Consider the following 18,104-nt stretch of genomic DNA (forward strand, 5'->3'; position numbering starts at 1 on the left):
CAAGGGTGGTGCGGCGGCGTTCCTGAGCCGTGGGTTTCCGGAGTTGAAGTATCGCCGTGACGCTACTTCATGTGATCGTCCTGGTTCTGGTCGTGCGGCGGGACGGAGGCTGTCAGGGAGGCCGTGAACCGGGTTATCTCGGTGGCGAGGCCGATGTCCATGCGGTACGTGTGGGCGGCGTCCGCGGCGGCGGTGGCATGGGTGAGAGCGGTGGCGTCGTCACCGCGGATGTGGGCGAGGCGGGCCAAGCCGAGAAGGGCGCGGGCACGGATTTCGGAGGTGTACCAGCGGGGAGGGCAGTCCGCGAGGGCGCGTTCGTAGTGGGCGGCGGCCGTGTCGAGGTCGCCTTCGAGGCGGGCCACGTCACCCAGGCCGCACTGGACGGCGACGAGGGTGCTCTGGGCGCCGGTCCGGCGGGCCGGGTCGGCGGCGGAGAGATAGGAGGTGCGGGCCTCTCCGAGGAGGCCGAGGCCGGCCAGCACGTCGCCGCGGCGGCACAGGATCTCGGCCGTGTCGACCGTCGAGCCGAGCTCGCGGACGAGGACCAGGGCCTCCTCCAGCAGGGACAGGGCACGACCGGGGTCCCCGCACTGCTGGGCGACGCTGGCCAGCGCGTCGAGCGTCTGGGTCATGCCCCAGCGTTCGCCGAGCGCGCGGAAGTCGGCGAGGGCGCGGTCCAGGTACGGCTCGGTGAGATCGGGCCGCCCCTCGAACAGGTGGAGGTAGGCGAAACCCATCTCGACCAGCGACCGGTTCCACGGATGCCCGTCGAACTGCACACCGCGCTGGACCATGAGCGTCTCGACGTCGGCGGAGCCGCCCGGCGGCCCGGCGGTCAGCGCCCACATCGCGAGCAGGAAGGGCTGCCGCAGCGGCCGGTCGATGCCTTCGAGCAGGCGTTCGCCGCGCTCCACCAGCGACGGGAGCTCCGGCACCTCGTGGCTGCCGAGGGAGACGAGCGCCACGGCGATCACGTACTCCTCGTCGAGGTCCGGCGGGGGCTCGTCGCCGAGCGCCTCGAGCAGGCGCAGCCCGGCCTCCGAGCCCTCGCTGCGGATGCCGCGCAGCCACCAGTAGGACGCCAGGACGCCGACGAACCGCGACGCCAGGACGGTGTCGGTGTCCAGGGCCCAGCGGAGGGCGGCGTGCAGGTTCTCCTGGTCGGCGTCGAGGCGCTCCAGCCAGGCGACCTGCTCGGCGGAGCGCAGATGGGCGTCGGCTTCGCGGGCGCGCGCGAGGAAGTACTCCGCGTGCGACCGGCGCAGCTCCTGCTTCTCGCCGGCCGTTTCGAGCTGCTCCGCGCAGTAGGCGTAGATCGTTTGAAGCATCCGGTAACGGCCGGAAGGGGTGCGTTGCAGCAGTGACCTGTCGGCCAGGTCGAGCAGCAGGTCCTCGTCGCCGCCGCAGACCTTCCGGGCGGCCGCTGCGGTGAACCCGCCGGTGAAGACGCTGAGCCGGCGGGCCAGGCGCTGCTCTTCGGGGCGGAGCAGGTCCCAGCTCCACTCGACGACCGCGCGGAGCGTCTGGTGGCGCGGGCTCTGCGTGCGGTCGCCGCGGGACAGGAGGCGGAACCTGTCGTCCAGCCGGTCCGCGATCTCCGCGACCGACAGCGTGCGCAACCGCGCCGCCGCGAGCTCGATGGCCAGCGGCTGGCCGTCGAGCGCCTCGCAGATGCGGACGGTGTCCTCCAGGTTGGCGACGGTGATCTCGAAGGCGGGGTCCGCGGCGGACGCGCGGTCGGCGAAGAGCCGGACGGCCGGAGCCGAGACGGCCTCCACCAGCGTCGCGCGGGAGTCCGGGACGGGCAGCTGCCGCACCGGCCAGAGCGTCTCGCCGGTGATCCCCAGGGCCTCCCGGCTGGTGGCCAGGACGCGCAGCCCCGGGCAGGCCGCCAGAAGGCGCCGCGCCAGCTGGGCCGCCGCGTCGACCACGTGCTCGCAGTTGTCGAAGATGAGCGGCGCCGGAAGGCCGCCGAGCGCCGTCTCGAGCAGTTCGACGGGACCGAGCCGCTCCCCGGACGGCAGGACACCGGCCTCACGCAGCCCGAGCGCCCCCATCACGGTCCGCGCCAGCGCGGTCTGCCCCTCCCCGGAGGCGACGGCCGCGAAGTCCACGAACACCGCGCCGGTCCGGCCGCCCGCCTCGATCGCGAGCCGCGTCTTACCCGCCCCGCCGGGCCCGATCAACGTGACCAGCCGCGCCTCGCCGAGCAGAGCCGTGATCCGCGCCAGATCCTCGTCCCGCCCCACGAAGCTGGTGAACTGCGCGGGCACCCGCGCCCTGCCGCCCCCGGCCTCCGGCCACGCCCCGGCCCCCGGTCCGTTCCCGGCTCCGGTCCCCGGTCCTGTTCCGGCTCCCGCTCCGTCCCCGGTCCCCGGTCCGGCTCCGGTCATGACTCCGGAACCGGGCTCCGGTCCGGCCCCGGCCGTGGCGGCCCGGGTTCCCGTCCCGTTCCCCGGTCCGGTCCAGGCGGCGGGCCCGGATGCGGCAGCCCGGGTTCCCGGTCCGGCCCCCGTCCCGGCCCCTGGTCCGGTCCAGGTCGCGGGCCCGGATGCGGGTTTCGGACCGGCTCCGGCGGCGGAGGCCGGGACGGGGGCGGCCGGAAGGGGCGAACCCGCCGCGGGTTCCGGCTCACCGCGCAGGATCGCCAGGTGCACCTGCGACAGCTCGGCCGAGGGGTCGGTGCCCAGTTCGTCGGCGAGCATCCGCCGTGTGCGCTCGTACAGCTCCAGCGCCTCGCCCTGGCGGCCCGAGCCGTACAGCGCCCGCATCAGCAGTGCTCGAGGCCGCTCCCGGAGCGGGTGCGCCTCGACGAGCTCCCGCAGCGGCGCGACGAGGTCGCGGTGCCCGCCGAGTTCGAGGAGGGCCGCCGACTGGTCCTCGATCGCGGTGACCCGCGCCTCCTCGAACCGCAGTGCCTGCCCGCGCAGCTCGGGCACGTCGGCGAGCGCCTCACCGCGCCACAGCCCGAGCGCCTCGTCGAGGATCCGCGCCTTCTCGCCCGCGTCCCGCCCGGCGGCCTCGCCGGCCAGCCGCAGGAACCGGTGCGCGTCCACAGCCTGTGGATCGACGGCGAGCCGGTACCCGGCCCCCGACGCCTCGATCTCGGCGAGCCCCTTGAGCGCCCTGCGCAGCCGCGACACCTGCGACTGCAGCGCGTTCCCCGCCCCCGCGGGCGGCCCGTCCCCGTACAACCCGTCGATGAGCGCCTCGACCGACACCACCTTGCCCGCGTTGAGCAGCAGCAGAGCCAGCAGCGCCCGCACCCGCGGCCCGCCGACGGAGATCGTGGACCCTCGCCCGTCCCAGACCGCCACCGTGCCCAGAATCCCCCACCGCATGTCCTTGATTGTCCACTAATCAGAGGGAGTCCGCTTGTTTCCGCGGTCACGTTCCCGCTGGAAGGCAGGTTTCGAGGAACGGAGGGGCCGGTGGAGCCGGCCGCCGTCGCGGCGGCACGGCCGTCCCAACCGACGTGCGGGACCCTTGCGCCATCGCCGGTTCGCGTCCCGTCGGCGAGAGCGGCCGAACGCACACGGGAGCCTCTACCGATGATGCTCAGGAGGCGTTCCGCCCGCGGCAGGGCACGCGTTCGTCGCGTGCCGCCGGGTCAGAGGCCGAGGGCGGAGACCGGCCGGGTTCCCGGCGGCGGCTGCTCGAGGCTGCGGGCGAGGATGCCCAGGGTGGCGCGGAGTCCGGCTTCGGGGATCACCGGGAAGATGCCGGTGCCGCGGTACGCGTCGTCGATCTGGCTCCAGTCGTAGTAGGACGTCACCAGCGTCCCGATCTCGCTGGGTTCCACCCGGTAGCCGTAGAGGTGGCGCAGCGGCGGCTTGATCGTCCCGTGGATCGTCCACTGGATGTGGGCGTCCCGCTCGAACTCGGTGATGATCACCTTGACGTCGTACTTGCCGAGCGGGTAGTCGTTGAGCGACTCGCGGTCCATGTGCACGACGAACTCGTCCCCGGCCCTGCTCACGGGCTCGCCCTCCGCGGACTGCAGCATCCCGGAACTGTCGATCAGGACATGACCGGCCGGGTCGCACAACACCGCGAACACCTTCTCCGGCGGCGCCGCGATCTCCCTGCTCACTTCAAATCGTTCGCTCGACATGTCCGACATCTTGGCACGCAGCGAAATATGCCGACTTGCTGGGTCCGGTGGTTGCCGGGAACCTCCAGCCGAGGCCGACCGGACACCTGGCCAGGAAGAGGCAGAGCTGATATTCCTTCCTGAAATTCCCGGGACGAGGACGGACGATGGATATCCGGTGGAAGACAACCGTGGCGGCGGCGCTTCTCGTGACGGTTCCAGGGTGCGGACTGTTGCCCGAATCCGGAGACGAAGGCGCCCGTGCCGCTCCGTCGCCGACTCCCACCGCAGTGGATCTCAGCCCGACTCCCGACGTGCCGGAGGACGAACGGGAGGACGCCGGGGAGGCGTGGCCGCTGGAACTCACGAAGCAGACCCGGTTGGCGCTGGCGGATGCCGCACGAGAGGCGGGCGCGGAGGGCGACGCGGTCGAAGTGGAGACACGAGGGACTGTCTATTACGGGGTCGTCTACGGGCGGAAGGCCAAGAACGACGACTACTACGTGGTCGCGAACACCGATTCCACGCACTACTGGCACCGCACGGGCGTCGGAGCGTGGAAATACCTGGGGACCTACGAATCCAAGAGGTGTACTTCTCCGGTGCCGGGCAAATTGGTGATGGCGTGGATCGGAATGCCCGCCTTCGGAGTCGGAAGCGCCAGCCCCTGTCCGGATGGGGGATGAGCGGTTCGGAGGGTTACGCTCGGCTGGAGCGGAGTGGCGCGGGAGGCCGGTGGACGTGAGGGCTGAGGCGAGGAAGGCGGCGGTCCGGTACCGGTACCAGCAGCCGGTGGGGATGTTGCTGCGCGAGCTGCGGGAGGAGCGGGGGCTCAGCCAGTTCGCGCTCGCCATGCAGACCGAGGTGTCGCAAAGGCATCTGAGTTTCGTGGAGACGGGAAGGGCGAATCCCAGCCCGGAACTCATAGGCAAGCTCTCCGACCGGCTGCAGTTGGCGCTGCGGGAGCGCAACCGGCTGCTGCTGGCCGCCGGACACGCCCCCGTCTACCGGGAGACGACCCTCGACGCCGTCGAGATGGACGGGGTGCGGGCCGCCGCCCGCCACATCCTCCGGGCGCACGAACCCACCCCGGCCCTGCTCGTCGACCGGCTCTGGAACGCACTGGAGATGAACGAAGGCGTCGTGCTCCTGGCCCGGCTCGTCGATCCCGCCCTGCTGGAGCCGCCGGTGAACGTCATGCGCGTCACCCTGCATCCCGACGGGCTGGCCCGCCACATCGTCAACCTCCCGGAGGTGCGCGCCCACCTGCTGGCGCGGCTGCGCCGCCAGATCGCGGTGAGTCTCGACGACGACCTGGCAGAACTGTACGAGGAGGTCTCCGCGTACCCGGGCGGAGACGGCCGTCCTCCCTCAGGCGGCGATGAGGCCGCCGACGTCCTCGTCCCCCTGCGCATGCGCGTCGGCGACACCGAACTCGCCTTCTTCAGCACCATGACGGTCTTCGGCACCGCCGTCGACATCACCGTCGCCGAACTGGCCATCGAGTCCTTCTTCCCGGCCGACGACAAGACGAGAGCAGCCCTCGAAGAACTTGCGTTATGCCGTCAGGGCGAGGCAAGCCGCTTCCAGGCCGCTGAGCTCCCGCACGCGACTCGAACGGCGGGCGGTCCTCGCCGGTCAGGGACGGGCGGGGCGGCAGTCGCCGTCGGGGTTCGTGAAGTAGGCGGCGCTTTCGGCGTCCGCCGGGTAGTACGACTCGATCGCGACCTCGTCCAGCGTGATGTCCATGGGGGTGCCGAACGTGGTGATCGTCGAGAACAGCCGCAGTTCCCGGCCTTCGAAGCGGATGAGCATCGGGATCACGACGTCGGATTCGGACGAAAGGCTCACCGCGTCCTCAGGGCCGGGTGCCAGGAGCTCCTCGTAGAGCGCGGTGAGCTCGGGGTCGGGGGCGACGGCGAGCTGCCGTGCGATGCGGGTGCGGAACACCGCGCGCACGTCGGCCAGGTTGACGACCAGGGGAGCGAGCCCGCGCGGGTGCAGTCCCAGCCGCACCAGGTTGACCGGCGGGCGCAGCAGGTCGGGGTCGACGGTCGCGAAGAACGGGTCGACGGCGCGGTTGCTCATCAGGATGTTCCAGCGGCGATCGAAGACCAGTGCCGGGTACGGCTCGTGCGCGCGGAGCACCCGGGCGATCGCGTCCCGGGCTGCCGTCAGCGCGCCGCCGTCGAGCGGCCGCTCGGTGTACCGGGGCGCGAAACCGGCGGCGAGCAGCAGCCGGTTGCGTTCACGCAGCGGCACGTCGAGGTGATCCGCGAGCCGGAGGACCATCTCGGCGCTCGGGTTGGACTTGCCGGTCTCGACCAGGCTGACGTGGCGGGCCGAGACGTCGGCGGCGATGGCGAGATCGAGCTGGCTGATCCGGCGGCGCCGCCGCCACTGCCGCAGGAGTTCACCGACCGTGTACACGGGCCCTGAGACTACTCATCGTGGAGCAGAGCGCCATGAAATCCCAGTTCATCGACAACCGTCGCAGCCGTCGGAACACTGCAGCCATGACCACAGAGAACAAGAACGTCGTTGAGCGGGCGCTGGCGGAGCTGATCGGGACGGGCGACGTCGACGCGCTCGCGCCGCTGCTGAGCGACGAATTCGTCCATCACAGGCCGGACGCCACCTCGTCGACCAAGACGGAATGGCTCGCCGCCGTGCGCGCGGCGTTGGGGACGATCGCCGGCATGCAGGTCGAGGTCCATCACGTACTGGCCGACGGTGACCACGTCGTGATGCACTCGCGGCGCCGGCTCCCCGCCGGACCGGAGATCACGGTCGTCGACATCTGGCGGATCGACGACGGGCTGATCGCCGAAGGATGGGAGATCATCGAGCCGACGGCCCAGGCCGCCGCCAACCTGGTGTGGTGGGAGCCCGCCGCCTCAAGGACTCACCCGATTCGTTGAGGACGGTGCGACCGGCCCACTGGACCAGGAGGCTTCGCCGCCGCTGTGACGTGGACAGGGGCGGGAGACGTCTACAGTTGCAGCCGTGCAGAAGGCTGAGATCGTCGTCAGTAAGCCGTCCGGGCCGGAGGGGCCGGTGCGGACCGGGGAACTCCTGGCCAGGGACAGGGGGATGCTCACCGTCAGGTGGGATGACGATGGGTCGGAAGAGCGGGTTCCGATCAGCGCCACCACCACGTTCATGCCGCGGGGGAGCCTGCGGCATGAGGCGTTCGCCGATCCGGCGGGGTTCGCCGCGCGGCTGGAGAAGGACGCGGTCGGGTTGTTCGCCCAGGTACTGCGGGAGGTCGGCGGCCGCCAGCGGTCCGGGGATCTCAAGAAGCACCTGGGCGAGCTCGGGCTCGACTCCGTGGCCGTGGACCGGGCGTGGAGGCGCGCCCAGAAGAGGCTCGGCGAGGTCGAGGGGGTCACCGAGGCGAACAACGCCTACCGGTGGAGGCCGGCTCGGCATGAGGCGCCGGTGACCGGAGGAGAGCCTCCGGCAGAAGAGGCCGGACCGGCGGCGGGAGCCGAGGTGCGGGCGGAGCCGGATGCGTTCGCCGAGGCCTCGACCCCGGCGTTCACGGGCGAGGACGCGTCCGCGCCGCGGCAGCTGCTCCGCGGGCTGCTGGAGCAGGGCGGCCGGGACGTCGAAGCGGCCCCGCTCCCCGCGGTTCTCGATCTGCTCATCGCGGTGGACGGCGATCTGACGGAAGACGACGAGCGGCGGGTCGACGAGGCCGCCCGGGTACTCGGAAATCGGTTGGAGTCCTCTTCCGCGGAGGAACGGGGCACCATCGGCTGGGACGGCCTCGCGAAGGTCGCGGCCCGGCTGCCCCTCACTCCGGGAGGCGGGCGAAGCGCGCTGCTCGCGGCGGCGTTCGAGCAGTGGCCCGAGCGGATCACCGAGGAGATCTGGTGGCGGGACGTCGACGCGCTGCGCCTTGCGGCATGCGAGTCCGACCTCCGGCGCCTGTTCTCCGACGCGGCCGTGCAGGAGCAGGTGATCGCGCCGCGCGTGAAGAGGGAGGCGGCGCAGACCGCGAACCGGAAGGGGCTCGCGCAGTTGCTGGCGCTTCCCGCCCGGTTCATGGAATGCCTGCCCGCCGAGGAGGTCGCCGCCGCGTTCAGGCGCGTGTCCCGGACCGACCCCTACGCGGCCGCCTGGCTGGACGCCCTGGAGGGAAAGAGCTCCTCGCACCACTGAAGACCCGCCGCGGCGGCTGCGCTTCAGACCTCCCAGAGCGCGCTGATGGGCATGGCGCGGAGGCGGGGACCGAAGGAGAGGGTCTGGGTGCCGGTGTAGAGGACCATGCCGGTGAGGAAGTCGTCGCCGAGGCGGTCGGCGAGGTGGCGGAGGCCGCGGAAGTCGCCGGGGCGGACGGTGGAGGCGGCTTTGACCTCGATGCCGACCACTTGACCTCGGCGGTTCTCCAGGACGGCGTCGACTTCGACCTTGTCCTTGGTGCGGTAGTGGAAGAGCTCCGCACGCTCCTGCGACCAGGTGAGCTGGCGGGCGAGCTCCATGAGGACGAAGCCCTCCATGAGCGGGCCGAACTGCCCGGTCGGCCGCAGGAGGCTGCGGGTGTCGGCGGAGATGAGGTTGGCGGCGATGCCGGAGTCGACGAAGGCGAGCTTGGGGGTGGCGACGGCGCGGGTGCTCAGATTGCGTGACCAGGCTGGGATGCGTTTGACCAGGAAGACCTCTTCGAGGAGGCCCAGATACCGTTGGACGGTTCTGGCGGAGATGCTGAGTTCGTCGGCGAGCGAGCTGGCGTTGATCAACTGGCCGGAACGGGCGGAGAGAAGGCGCAGAAGCGCATGCATCTCCGCGGTGCGCTCGATCTCTGAAAGCCGACTGACGTCCCGGGCGACCAGGTCGCCGACGTAGGAGTCGAAGAAACGTTCCCGACGACGGGCGGTGGTGCGAGCGACCGCCTCTGGGAAACCGCCTCGGACGACGCGTTCGGCGTAGTCGGACCGGGTGACCTGTGAGGTGTGCGCCAGGTCGGGTCCTTGAGCGAACACCGCGTCCAGAAATCCGTCAGGGGTGCCGTCGATCTCACCTTGGGAGAAGGGCCAGAGTTCGATGGTCTCCATCCGGCCGGGGAGCGCGTCGGGGAGTCCGCGCAGCCCCAGAACGCGCGCGGAACCTGTGAGGAGGAAGCGTCCAGGCCGGGGGTCGCGATCCACGACCTCCTTGATGGCGAGCATCAGTTCCGGTACGCGCTGGATCTCGTCCACGATCAGGAGTTCGCCGACGTCGACGAATCCGTCGGGATCCTCCATGGCCGCCAACCGGGTCGCCGTCGTATCGAGATTGCGCCATTCGGCTTCGGTGCCTTTGGCGCTGAGCCTGACGAGGGTGCTCTTGCCGCATTGGCGCGCACCGGTCACCAGCACTACGCGCGTGTCTTCCAGAGCGTCGCCGAGCATGCTCTGCGCCCGCCTGGCAGCACCCGGCCGAGCGGTGTCCTCGTCTCCTCACCCACCAGCCAGGGATGGCACGAGCACACCTGTGCTGTCCTGGAAGTCGCTGGTGTGCTGTCCAATTGGACGCTGATCAGCTGCCGGTTTAGTCGCTGGTTTGCTGCCGGATTGGTCGCTGGGTCGCTGTCAGATCGGTCGCTTCGGTCAGATCGTGGGGACGATCATGGGGGTGCCGGTGTGGGGGTCGGGGACGACGAGGTTGGGGAGGTCGAAGACCTTCTCGATCAAGGGGGCCGTGACGATGTCGGAGGGGGCGCCCTCGGCGATGACGGCGCCGTTCTTCATGGCGATGAGGTGGTCGGCGTAGCGGCAGGCCTGGTTGATGTCGTGGAGGACGGCGATGACGGTGCGGCCCTCGTCGCGGAGGCGGGCGAAGAGGGACAGCAGCTGGTACTGGTGGGCGATGTCGAGGTAGGTGGTGGGCTCGTCCAGCAGGAGGTAGGGGGTCTCCTGGGCGAGGACCATCGCCACCCAGACGCGCTGGCGCTGTCCGCCGGAGAGCGCCTCCACCTGGCGGTCGGCCAGGTCCGTCACGTCGGCGGCGGCCATGGCCTCGGTGACGGCTCGTTCGTCGTCCTGCGACCAGGTGGACAGGAAGGTCTGGTGGGGGTGGCGGCCCCGGGCGACGAGCTGGCGGACCAGGATGTTCTCGGGGGCGTCGGCGGCCTGGGGGAGGAAGCCGACCTGGCGGGCCAGGACCTTGGGGCGGGTGCGGGAGACGTCCCGGCCGTCGAAGGTGACGGCGCCCTCCTTCGGGGCGAGGAGGCGGACGAAGGAGCGCAGCAGCGTCGACTTGCCGCAGGCGTTGGCACCGACGACGGCGGTGAACGCGCCGTCGGGGATGTCGAGGGTCAGCTCGGTGGAGATCACGCGGTCGCCGTAGGCGAGGGTGAGATTCCGGGCGGAGAGGCGGGATTTCACGATTTCTTCGTCTCTTTGAAGAGCAGCCAGATGAAATAGGTGCCGCCGACGGCCGTCGTCATGACGCCGACCGGCAGGGAGGTGGGGGCGAGCAGCATCTGGGCGGCGAGGTCGGCGGCGAGCAGCAGGACGGCGCCGCTCAGGGCGGCGGGGACGAACGGGACGCCCGCGGCTCCGGCGAGGCGGCGGCCGATCTGGGGGGCGGCCAGCGCGACGAACACGATCGGGCCCGCGACGGCGGTGACCGTGGCGGTGCAGCCGACGCCGACCAGGACGACCAGCGGGCGCAGCACGTTCAGGTTCACGCCGGTGGAGGCGGCGAACTCGTCGCCCAGCACGCTCTGGTGCATCGCCTGGGACAGGGCGGCCATCAGCAGGAAGAGCACGGCCAGGACGGTGAGGCCGGGGGTGATGTCCGCCCAGTCGACGCCGTTGAGGGAGCCCGCGCTCCAGCTGGTCATGGCGATCGCGACCTCGAGTTCGGCGCGCAGCACGATCCAGTTGTTCAGCGCGGTGAGGATCGCGTTCATCGCGATGCCGATGACGATCAGCCGCAGGCCGCTCACCCCGGCCTTCCAGGACAGCAGGTAGATCGCCGCGGCGGCCAGCAGGCCTCCGGCGATCGAGCCCGCCGCCAGCGTCGCGGCGCCGCCCGACAACAGGACGGTCACCAGCAGCGCGCCGGTGTAGGCGCCCGCGTCGAGCCCGATGATGTCGGGGCTGCCGAGCGCGTTGCGGGTGAGGTTCTGGAAGACCGCCCCGGCGACGCCCAGCGCCGCGCCGAAGACGAGCGCGGCCGTCACGCGGGGCAGCCGCCACTCGCGGATGACGACCACCGAGTCGCCCTGCCCGGCGAGCGCGGCCAGCGCCTCGCCCGGCGTGGCCCAGGCGGCCCCGTAGCAGAGGCCGAGCAGGCCCAGCGCCAGTGCGACGACGACCAGCGCGGACGAGACCACGACGGTCCGGCGTTCGGCGCGGGCGGAGAACCGGCCCGCGCGCAGCACGAGAGAGGTCATAGCGTCACCGTTCCGTAGCGCCGTACGGCCCAGATCAGCACCGGGCCGCCGAGGAAGGCCGTGACGACCGCGACGGGCACCTCGCCGGTGGGGAGCAGCACCCGGGAGAGGATGTCGGAGACCAGCAGCAGGACGGGGCTGAGCACCATCGTGTAGGCCATCAGCCAGGGGATGGAGCCCCCGGCCGGCCGGCGGGCCAGGTGGGGGACGATCAGGCCGACGAAGGCGATCGGCCCGGCCACCGCGGTCGCGGTCGCGGCCAGCACGGTGATCAGGACCAGGACGGCCAGCCGGGTGCGCAGGATGTGGGCGCCGAGCGTCGAGGCGACCTGCTCGCCGAGGGCGAGGGCGTTCAGCGGGCGGGTCACGGCCATGGCCCCGACCAGGGCGAGCAGGAGCAGGACCAGCGGGATCAGGAACGGGGACTGCTCGCGTCCGGCGAGGGAGCCGATGTACCAGAAGCGGAACTCGTCGAAGACGGTCGGCATCAGGAGGCGCAGGCCCAGGGAGATTCCGGCGAGCAGCGAGCTGAGCGCCGTTCCGGCCAGGACGAGCCGCAGCGGCGAGGACCGGCCGACGGAGTGGACGACGAGCGCGGCGATCACCGATCCGGCGAACGCCAGCAGCAGCTGTGTGATCTGGGAGCCGGCCAGCCCGAGGGCCGCGCCGACCGTGATGGCGAAGCCCGCGCCTCCCGTGACGCCGAGGATGCCGGGTTCGGCGAGGGGGTTGCGGGTCAGCGTCTGGACGAGCGCTCCGGCCGTGCCCAGGGCCGCGCCCACGCAGACGGCGAGGATCGTGCGCGGCCCCCGGATGTCGCGGACGATGATGTGCTCGGCGCTTCCCGTGTAGTCGGTGAACGCCTTCAGCACCTCGGCGGGTGCGACCGCCTGTGCTCCCACACAGACGCTCGCACCCGCCAGGGCGACCAGGAGGAGAAGGGATCCGGCGAGGATCGTGGAACGCCGGAGAAGGTCAGTCCTCAAGGTCGGCTACTCCGCGCTTCCAGTAGCCGGTGAACAGCGAGTCGAGCCTCCCCTTGCTCCAGGCGCGCAGCGGCTTGATGTCGTCGCTCTCCCCGGCGGCGAACAGGAACGTCCGCGTGTCGGGGAGTTCGAGGCCCTGCACGGTCTCGGCGAGCGAGGAGCGGGCGTCGGAGCGGACCAGCCAGGTGACCGAGACGCCTTCCCGCGACGCCAGCGGGTAGGCGTGGTCGGCGGCGTCGTCCGTCTCGATCACGACGTGCGCGGAGACGTCGGAGGGCGACTCCTCCAGCCACCGCGCGGCCGCCGGGAGCGCCGTCGTGTCGACGGCGAACACGTAGTGGCCGTAGTTGTGCGGGAACGACTTTGCTCCGGGAGGCCCCGCGACGGCGACCATGTCGCCGACCGCGACGGAGGACGCCCAGGCCGAGCCGACACCGCCTTCGTGGACCACGGCGTCGATGTCCATCTCCCGCGCGGCCGCGTCGTAACGGCGGACCGTGTACTTGCGCGTCGTCGGAAACGGTTTCGGCCAGTCGAGCATCTGCTCTTCGTTGGGGACGGGGTGCCGGAGGGTTCCGTCGGGATCGGGGAAGACGATCCTGACATGGTCGTCCGCCTGGTAGCTGTGGAAGCCGTCCAGGCCGGGCCCGCCCACCGTCACCCGGATGATGTTCGGCGTCACGCACTCCGTCCGCAGGACGGTGGTGGTGCGGAAGCCGATGGGGTAGGGGACGCGGACCACGCCCTCGCCCTCCCGGTGGTGGGCGGCGACGCGTTCGCGGGGGTTGCTGCGGTCCATGGAGTCTCAGCTCTCCAGGAGGGGTGCGAGCGCCTTGTCGAGGGCGTCGAGGGTCTTGAGGGCCGAGGTGTAGGTCACCGCTTCGGTGTAGGGCACCGGGAAGGCCCTGCCCGCCTTGACCGCCGGAAGGTTCTTCCACAGCTCGTTGTCCAGGACGTACTTGACGGCGTCGGCGGGGGTGCCGTCGGCCTGCACCGTGTAGGTGATGGCGTCGGCCTCGGCGAAGCTCGCGGGGAGTTCCTCGATGGAGGAGTACTCGCTGACGTCCGCGCTGCCGCCGCCCTTCTTCTTGACCTCGCCGTAGTACTGCACGCCGAGGTCGACGGCGACGTTGGTGCCCCAGGAGCCGGCGAACTCGCGGTGGAACTCCCCGGACCCGACCTCGCCGTAGGCGCCGAGGTGACCGAACTTCAGGTCCTTCAGGACGTCCTTGTACTTGTCGGAGATCTGCTGCACCTTGCTCTCGTACGCCTTCTTGGTGTCCTCGAAGTTGTCGAGGCGGCCCGCGGCGTCGGACTGCTGGCGGGACTGCTCGCGCCAGGCGTCGGGCCGGGTCGGGCCGATCGCGACGACCGGGGCGATCGACTCCAGCCGCTTGATGTCGACGTCGGCGAGGACGGGCGCGGGCACGCCGATGACGATGAGGTCGGGCTTGACCGCGGCGATGGCCTCGTAGTTGGTCTCGGCGGCGGTCGCGCCCGCGACCTTCTCCAGCTTCTCGTAGGTGGCGCGGTCCTCGTCGGTCATCATCGGGATGCCGCGCGGCCAGGTGGAGATGCCGACGAGGGCGGCGTCGGCCTCGATGAGGACGGGCACGGCGTAGCCGGTCGCGACGACCCGCTTCGGATCGGTCGGAATGGTGATGTCGCCGTTGTCCGCCTTGAAACTGCGGGTGGCGGACTTGTCGGCCTTGTCGGATGCATCGCCGGAGCCGCAACCGGTGGCGGTCAGGGTGAGCGCGAGGGCCAGGGCACCGGCGAGACGCCAGGGTCTGCGAGAGGACATGTGGGGTTTCCTTAGATACGTGCAGGTGGGAGGCCTCTGGAGGATCCGGAAGCGTTACTTAGGCTAGCCTTACCTTCCCTCGCGGGATATCGGTGAGAGGTCAACCTGTGTCGGTCAGCGGACATTTCGCCGCGATCAAGGGGCCGTGTCCGCCTCTTTCCGCGCCAGGGTCGCCCGGCGCAGGCCCGGCACGCACACCGCCGCCAGCAGCGCCGCCGCCGCGCAGACCGCCCCGTTGACGACCGCGGCCCCGCCCGGGTTGAACCAGCGGGCCAGCGCCGCGGCCTCGGCGCCCGCCAGGACGCGTCCGCTGGTGTCCTCGGCGTTGAGCACGCCGTTGATCCTGCCGCGCAGCCCGTCCGGCGTGTGGTGCTGCACCAGGGAGTACTCCAGCACCTCGTAGACGACCCCGGCGGCCCCCGTGGCGGCGAGCATCACGAGCGCGACGGGCAGCGCCCCGCTCAGTCCGAACCCGACGGTCGCCAGACCGCCGAGGAACGCCGCGCCCAGCAGCACGAGACCCGGCCGGCGGGTCGTGCCGAGCCACCCGCTGGTCAGCGAGACGATCATGGCGCCGACCGCCGGGGCCGTGTAGAGCAGCCCCAGCACCATCTCGTCGCCCCCGAACCGCTTGTCGACGAACTCGGGGAACAACACGGTCGGAACACTGAACACCGCGGTGACCGCCCCGAGCGCGAGCAGCCCGCCCACGGTCGGGTGCCGCACCGCGAACCGGAAGGCGGAGCCCAGCGAGGTCGTGTCCCCCTCGCCCTCGACCCGCCTGGGCGGCAGCGATCCGACCCTGGTCAGCAGCAGCACGGTGAGCGCCGTGGAGACGGCCGTGGCGGTGTACGCCCAGCCCGGTTCCCACAGCGCGATGACGACGCCGCCCATGAAGGGCGCGACGACGGAGCCGAGATGGCCGGTGAGCGAGATGAGCGCGCCCGCCGCGGGCAGCTGCCGCGGTTGCACCAGCGTGGGCGTCGCGGCCATGAGCGCCGTCGTGCTGACCCCGTTGGCCAGCCCGTTCCAGCCGACGCACACGTAGACGGCCCACAGGGAGGGCTCGTCGACGAACGCGTTGGCGGCCAGCCCCGCGAACCCCAGACCGGCCGCGGTCCGGGACACGATGATCAGCGGCCGCCGGTCCATCCGGTCGGCGACCACCCCGCCGGCCAGCGAACCCAGCAGCATCGTCAGGCTCATCACCATCACCGTGACGGCCACCCCGAAGGACGAGCCCGTCAGGTCGTACACCTGGTCGGAGAGCGCGACCGCCGCCATGCCGATGCCCAGCAGCGACACCGTCCGCGCGATGAAGACGGCCCGGAAGGCCGGGCTCTCCCGCAACGGCGCGGTGTCGAGGACGAGATTACGCAGCCCCATACCCGTTCTTCTCCAGGAGTGGTTCGATCGCCGTCATGCAGGAACATCCGCGTATCGGGCAGGGAGGGCCTCCGCTGAATCGGAGGTGTTGCTTAGGCTAGCCTTGCCTTCCCTTGGCGGAATATCGGCAGGAGGTCAACCAGTGTCGCTCAGCGGACATTTCGGTGCTGATCCGGACTGGTGCGAGGGTTACGGCTACGGTCTGGGCAAACCCGACGGCATCCACGTGCTGAAGTACCGTTCGGCCAGGACGCTGGAGTTCGGGGAGGCGCGGGACGACTTCCTGCACCAGCTCTACTGGTCGCCCGACGGCCTGCTCGGCACCCTCGCCGGGACGGACGGCCGGTTCGTCGGGCCGGGAGAGGCGTTCTGGGTGCGCAAGGCGGTGAGCCACGAGGTCAGCGGGGGGGCGGGCCAGACCACCTACCGCGTCTCGCTGCGCGAGATCCCCCGGGCGCTGCGCGACGTGCGGGTCGCGGCGGTCTCCGTGAGCGCCGAGGCCGCCCGGCTCATCCAGTTCATCGCCTCCCCGGGAGTGGCCGAGGCCGAGGCGCTGGAGGCCCGCGTCCGCATCATGGAGGGCCTGGGCGCGACGACCCGCGAGTTCGCCGGCCACCACGCGGACGGCCGCGGTCTGGCGATGGTCGTGGCCCGTTCCCTCACCCGTGAGCCCGCCGACCCCACCCGGCTGGAGGAATGGGCCGTCCGGCTGTGCACCAGCGTGAAGACCCTGCAAAGGGACTTCGAGTGCGAGTTCGGCATGTCGTACACGCAGTGGCGTACACGGCTGCGCCTGCAGGTGGCCCGGGTGCTCCTCAAGGGGTCGCAGCCGGTCACCCAGGTCGCCCACCAGGTGGGTTACGCGAGCCCGTCCGCGTTCATCCAGGCCTTCTCGAAGGAGTACGGCCACACGCCGGGCGCCTACGTGCGCCTGCGGTAGCGGCGGCCCGCCCGCTGATCGCGCTCAGCGCGCGTTCGGCCGCGGGCGGGGCGCCGCCGGGCGCACGTCCCTCAGCGGAGGGTGGCCATCGCCCGCTCCGGCTCCCAGTGGGCGCGCAGCGAGGTGATGAGGCCGTCCTCGTCGACGGTGTAGACGATCACGCAGTCGACGGTCATGGTCGCGCCCTGGCCCAGCGTCATGGTGAGGGTGGCGATGTTGGCGCAGCAGGGGCCGTTGGCGAACGAGTCCTTGACGTGGAAGCGGATGCCCTGCACGGGGCCGACGAAGTCGTCCCAGAACTTCCCGATGCCCTCGTGGCCCCGGTGGCCCTCGCCTTCGGGGTCGAGCATGGAGGGCCCCACGGGGTCCTCCACCAGCGCGTCGGCGGCGAAGGCGGCGAGCCACTCGTCGCGCTTTCCGGCGGAGGCCGCGGTCATGGAGCGTCGAGCCGCGCGGCGGGCGGGATGCTCGCCGTCCGGCGCTTCCCACAGGACGTCTGAGGAGGAGGTCACACCCAAAACTGTAACGTGTTCTCGTTTTGGGTCAAGGGGTCGTGCCCGTCCCGCGGTCCCGGGACGGGGCGCACGCCCCGTCCCGGGACCGCGGGCGGAACGGGTCCGCTCAGCGGTCGACCTTGGCGATCACCGATTCGGCGAACCGCTCCAGCTTCTCGATCTTCTTGGCGAGCGGCTCGGTGTCCGGGCCCTTGACGTAGGGCATGCGGAAGCCGACGATCACGTCGGTGACGCCCTTGTCCTCCAGGCGCTTGACGCCGTCGGGGGTGTAGGCGTCCATGGAGATGACGTGCAGCTCGAAGGGGCGGTCGGCGGTGCCCTCCTCGGCGCGCAGGGCCGCGATCCGGTCCAGCAGGCGGTCGAGCTCCTCCGCGTCGCCGCCGCCGTGCATCCAGCCGTCGCCCAGCCGGACGGCGCGGCGCAGGGCGCGCTCGCTGTGGCCGCCGACGAGGATCGGGATCGGCTCGGAGGGGGTGGGGGACATCTTGATCGCGGGGAAGTCGAAGAACTCGCCGTGGTACTCGAAGTAACCGCCCGCAGTGAGTCCGCGGACCACTTCGATGCACTCGTCCATCCGCTTCCCGCGCCGCTCCCACGGCACGCCCATCACCTGGAAGTCCTCCGGCCACGGGCTCAGCCCGACGCCCAGGGCCAGCCGGTTGCCGGTCAGCCGGGCGATCGAGCTCGCCTGCTTGGCCACCAGCACCGGCGGGCGCACCGGAAGCTTCAGTACGAACGGGGTGAACCGGATCGTCGACGTCACCGCGCCCATGGCGGCGACGAGGGTGAACGTCTCGATGAACTCCTTGTCCTCGAGGAACTCGCGGGAGCCGTCCGCGGTGTAGGGGTAGCGGGCGTCGGACTCCCGGGGGTACACCAGCGAGTCCGCGACGCTGACGCTGGAGTAGCCCGCCGCCTCGGCGGCTCGGGCCAGCGGGAGGTGGTAGGAGGGGTCGGTCATGGCCTCGGCATAGGTGAACCGCATGACGCCGG

At 71.3% G+C, this 18,104-nt stretch carries 16 protein-coding genes and 1 pseudogene; 5 read left to right on the forward strand and 12 right to left on the reverse strand.

Annotation, left to right across the window (positions count from 1 at the left end; genetic code table 11):
- Positions 1–62 precede the first annotated feature (62 nt).
- Both C2865_RS41330 and C2865_RS06215 read right to left on the reverse strand, forming a co-directional pair.
- Entirely contained in the window at positions 63–3,341 is a 3,279-nt protein-coding gene (locus C2865_RS41330) for an AfsR/SARP family transcriptional regulator (RefSeq protein WP_269802691.1), read from the reverse strand.
- Between the two features lie 269 nt (positions 3,342–3,610).
- A complete protein-coding gene (locus C2865_RS06215) occupies positions 3,611–4,114 on the reverse strand; it encodes an SRPBCC family protein (RefSeq protein ID WP_106397256.1) in 504 nt (167 codons plus the stop codon).
- A gap of 146 nt (positions 4,115–4,260) precedes the next feature.
- Between C2865_RS06215 and C2865_RS06220 the strand changes: the two genes are divergently transcribed.
- Both C2865_RS06220 and C2865_RS06225 read left to right on the forward strand, forming a co-directional pair.
- Positions 4,261–4,779, forward strand: a complete 519-nt coding sequence (locus tag C2865_RS06220) for a hypothetical protein (protein ID WP_157963585.1) — start codon at positions 4,261–4,263, stop codon at positions 4,777–4,779.
- Between the two features lie 112 nt (positions 4,780–4,891).
- Positions 4,892–5,635, forward strand: a pseudogene (locus C2865_RS06225) (helix-turn-helix domain-containing protein); the annotation flags it as partial.
- Between the two features lie 96 nt (positions 5,636–5,731).
- On the opposite strand, the gene C2865_RS06230 reads toward C2865_RS06225, so the two are convergent.
- A complete protein-coding gene (locus C2865_RS06230) occupies positions 5,732–6,523 on the reverse strand; it encodes a helix-turn-helix domain-containing protein (RefSeq protein WP_106397258.1) in 792 nt (263 codons plus the stop codon).
- A gap of 20 nt (positions 6,524–6,543) precedes the next feature.
- Between C2865_RS06230 and C2865_RS06235 the strand changes: the two genes are divergently transcribed.
- Positions 6,544–7,014 (forward strand): nuclear transport factor 2 family protein, encoded by a 471-nt coding sequence (locus tag C2865_RS06235; protein WP_232835392.1) that lies wholly within the window; start codon positions 6,544–6,546, stop codon positions 7,012–7,014.
- A gap of 85 nt (positions 7,015–7,099) precedes the next feature.
- The gene (locus C2865_RS39255; RefSeq protein ID WP_157963586.1) at positions 7,100–8,260 is read left to right on the forward strand and encodes a hypothetical protein; all 1,161 of its coding nucleotides are present in this window, start codon (positions 7,100–7,102) and stop codon (positions 8,258–8,260) included.
- 23 nt (positions 8,261–8,283) lie between these two features.
- On the opposite strand, the gene C2865_RS06245 is transcribed toward C2865_RS39255, so the two are convergent.
- From C2865_RS06245 to entS, 7 genes are all read right to left on the reverse strand, one after another.
- Positions 8,284–9,489, reverse strand: a complete 1,206-nt coding sequence (locus C2865_RS06245; protein ID WP_106397260.1) for an ATP-binding protein — start codon at positions 9,487–9,489, stop codon at positions 8,284–8,286.
- Positions 9,490–9,687: 198 nt separating this feature from the next.
- Positions 9,688–10,467, reverse strand: coding sequence for an ABC transporter ATP-binding protein (locus tag C2865_RS06250; protein WP_198653055.1), 780 nt, complete (start codon positions 10,465–10,467; stop codon positions 9,688–9,690).
- A complete protein-coding gene (locus tag C2865_RS06255) occupies positions 10,461–11,480 on the reverse strand; it encodes a FecCD family ABC transporter permease (RefSeq protein WP_106397262.1) in 1,020 nt (339 codons plus the stop codon). Before C2865_RS06255 ends, C2865_RS06250 begins: the two co-directional genes overlap by 7 nt.
- Entirely contained in the window at positions 11,477–12,466 is a 990-nt protein-coding gene (locus tag C2865_RS06260) for a FecCD family ABC transporter permease (protein WP_106397263.1), read from the reverse strand. Before C2865_RS06260 ends, C2865_RS06255 begins: the two co-directional genes overlap by 4 nt.
- On the reverse strand, positions 12,456–13,265 hold the full coding sequence (locus C2865_RS06265) for a siderophore-interacting protein (RefSeq protein WP_106397264.1): 810 nt from the start codon (positions 13,263–13,265) through the stop codon (positions 12,456–12,458). Before C2865_RS06265 ends, C2865_RS06260 begins: the two co-directional genes overlap by 11 nt.
- 6 nt (positions 13,266–13,271) lie before the next feature.
- A complete protein-coding gene (locus tag C2865_RS06270; RefSeq protein ID WP_106397265.1) occupies positions 13,272–14,270 on the reverse strand; it encodes an ABC transporter substrate-binding protein in 999 nt (332 codons plus the stop codon).
- A 135-nt stretch (positions 14,271–14,405) separates the two neighbouring features.
- The gene (entS, locus tag C2865_RS06275) at positions 14,406–15,656 is read right to left on the reverse strand and encodes an enterobactin transporter EntS (protein WP_106397266.1); all 1,251 of its coding nucleotides are present in this window, start codon (positions 15,654–15,656) and stop codon (positions 14,406–14,408) included.
- A gap of 142 nt (positions 15,657–15,798) precedes the next feature.
- Between entS and C2865_RS06280 the strand changes: the two genes are divergently transcribed.
- Positions 15,799–16,596 (forward strand): helix-turn-helix domain-containing protein, encoded by a 798-nt coding sequence (locus C2865_RS06280; protein ID WP_198652977.1) that lies wholly within the window; start codon positions 15,799–15,801, stop codon positions 16,594–16,596.
- Positions 16,597–16,667: 71 nt separating this feature from the next.
- Here C2865_RS06280 and C2865_RS06285 read toward each other — a convergent pair whose 3' ends face one another.
- Both C2865_RS06285 and C2865_RS06290 read right to left on the reverse strand, forming a co-directional pair.
- Positions 16,668–17,108: a nuclear transport factor 2 family protein gene (locus tag C2865_RS06285; RefSeq protein WP_106397267.1), complete on the reverse strand. Its 441-nt coding sequence runs from the start codon at positions 17,106–17,108 to the stop codon at positions 16,668–16,670.
- Between the two features lie 109 nt (positions 17,109–17,217).
- Positions 17,218–18,096, reverse strand: coding sequence for a TIGR03619 family F420-dependent LLM class oxidoreductase (locus C2865_RS06290; protein WP_106397268.1), 879 nt, complete (start codon positions 18,094–18,096; stop codon positions 17,218–17,220).
- Positions 18,097–18,104: the final 8 nt, after the last annotated feature.

It is taken from the genome of Actinocorallia populi (assembly GCF_002995495.1).
Taxonomy (GTDB): Bacteria; Actinomycetota; Actinomycetes; order Streptosporangiales; family Streptosporangiaceae; genus Actinocorallia; species Actinocorallia populi.

What these genes read in the sequence shown, in the direction of transcription:
- C2865_RS41330 (WP_269802691.1), bottom strand. Translation starts at nt 3,341, where the DNA reads ATGCGGTGGGGGATTCTGGGCACGGTGGCGGTCTGGGACGGGCGAGGG.
- C2865_RS06215 (WP_106397256.1), bottom strand. Translation starts at nt 4,114, where the DNA reads ATGTCGAGCGAACGATTTGAAGTGAGCAGGGAGATCGCGGCGCCGCCG.
- C2865_RS06220 (WP_157963585.1), top strand. Translation starts at nt 4,261, where the DNA reads ATGGATATCCGGTGGAAGACAACCGTGGCGGCGGCGCTTCTCGTGACG.
- C2865_RS06245 (WP_106397260.1), bottom strand. Translation starts at nt 9,489, where the DNA reads ATGCTCGGCGACGCTCTGGAAGACACGCGCGTAGTGCTGGTGACCGGT.
- C2865_RS06255 (WP_106397262.1), bottom strand. Translation starts at nt 11,480, where the DNA reads ATGACCTCTCTCGTGCTGCGCGCGGGCCGGTTCTCCGCCCGCGCCGAA.
- C2865_RS06265 (WP_106397264.1), bottom strand. Translation starts at nt 13,265, where the DNA reads ATGGACCGCAGCAACCCCCGCGAACGCGTCGCCGCCCACCACCGGGAG.
- C2865_RS06270 (WP_106397265.1), bottom strand. Translation starts at nt 14,270, where the DNA reads ATGTCCTCTCGCAGACCCTGGCGTCTCGCCGGTGCCCTGGCCCTCGCG.
- entS (WP_106397266.1), bottom strand. Translation starts at nt 15,656, where the DNA reads ATGGGGCTGCGTAATCTCGTCCTCGACACCGCGCCGTTGCGGGAGAGC.
- C2865_RS06290 (WP_106397268.1), bottom strand. Translation starts at nt 18,096, where the DNA reads ATGCGGTTCACCTATGCCGAGGCCATGACCGACCCCTCCTACCACCTC.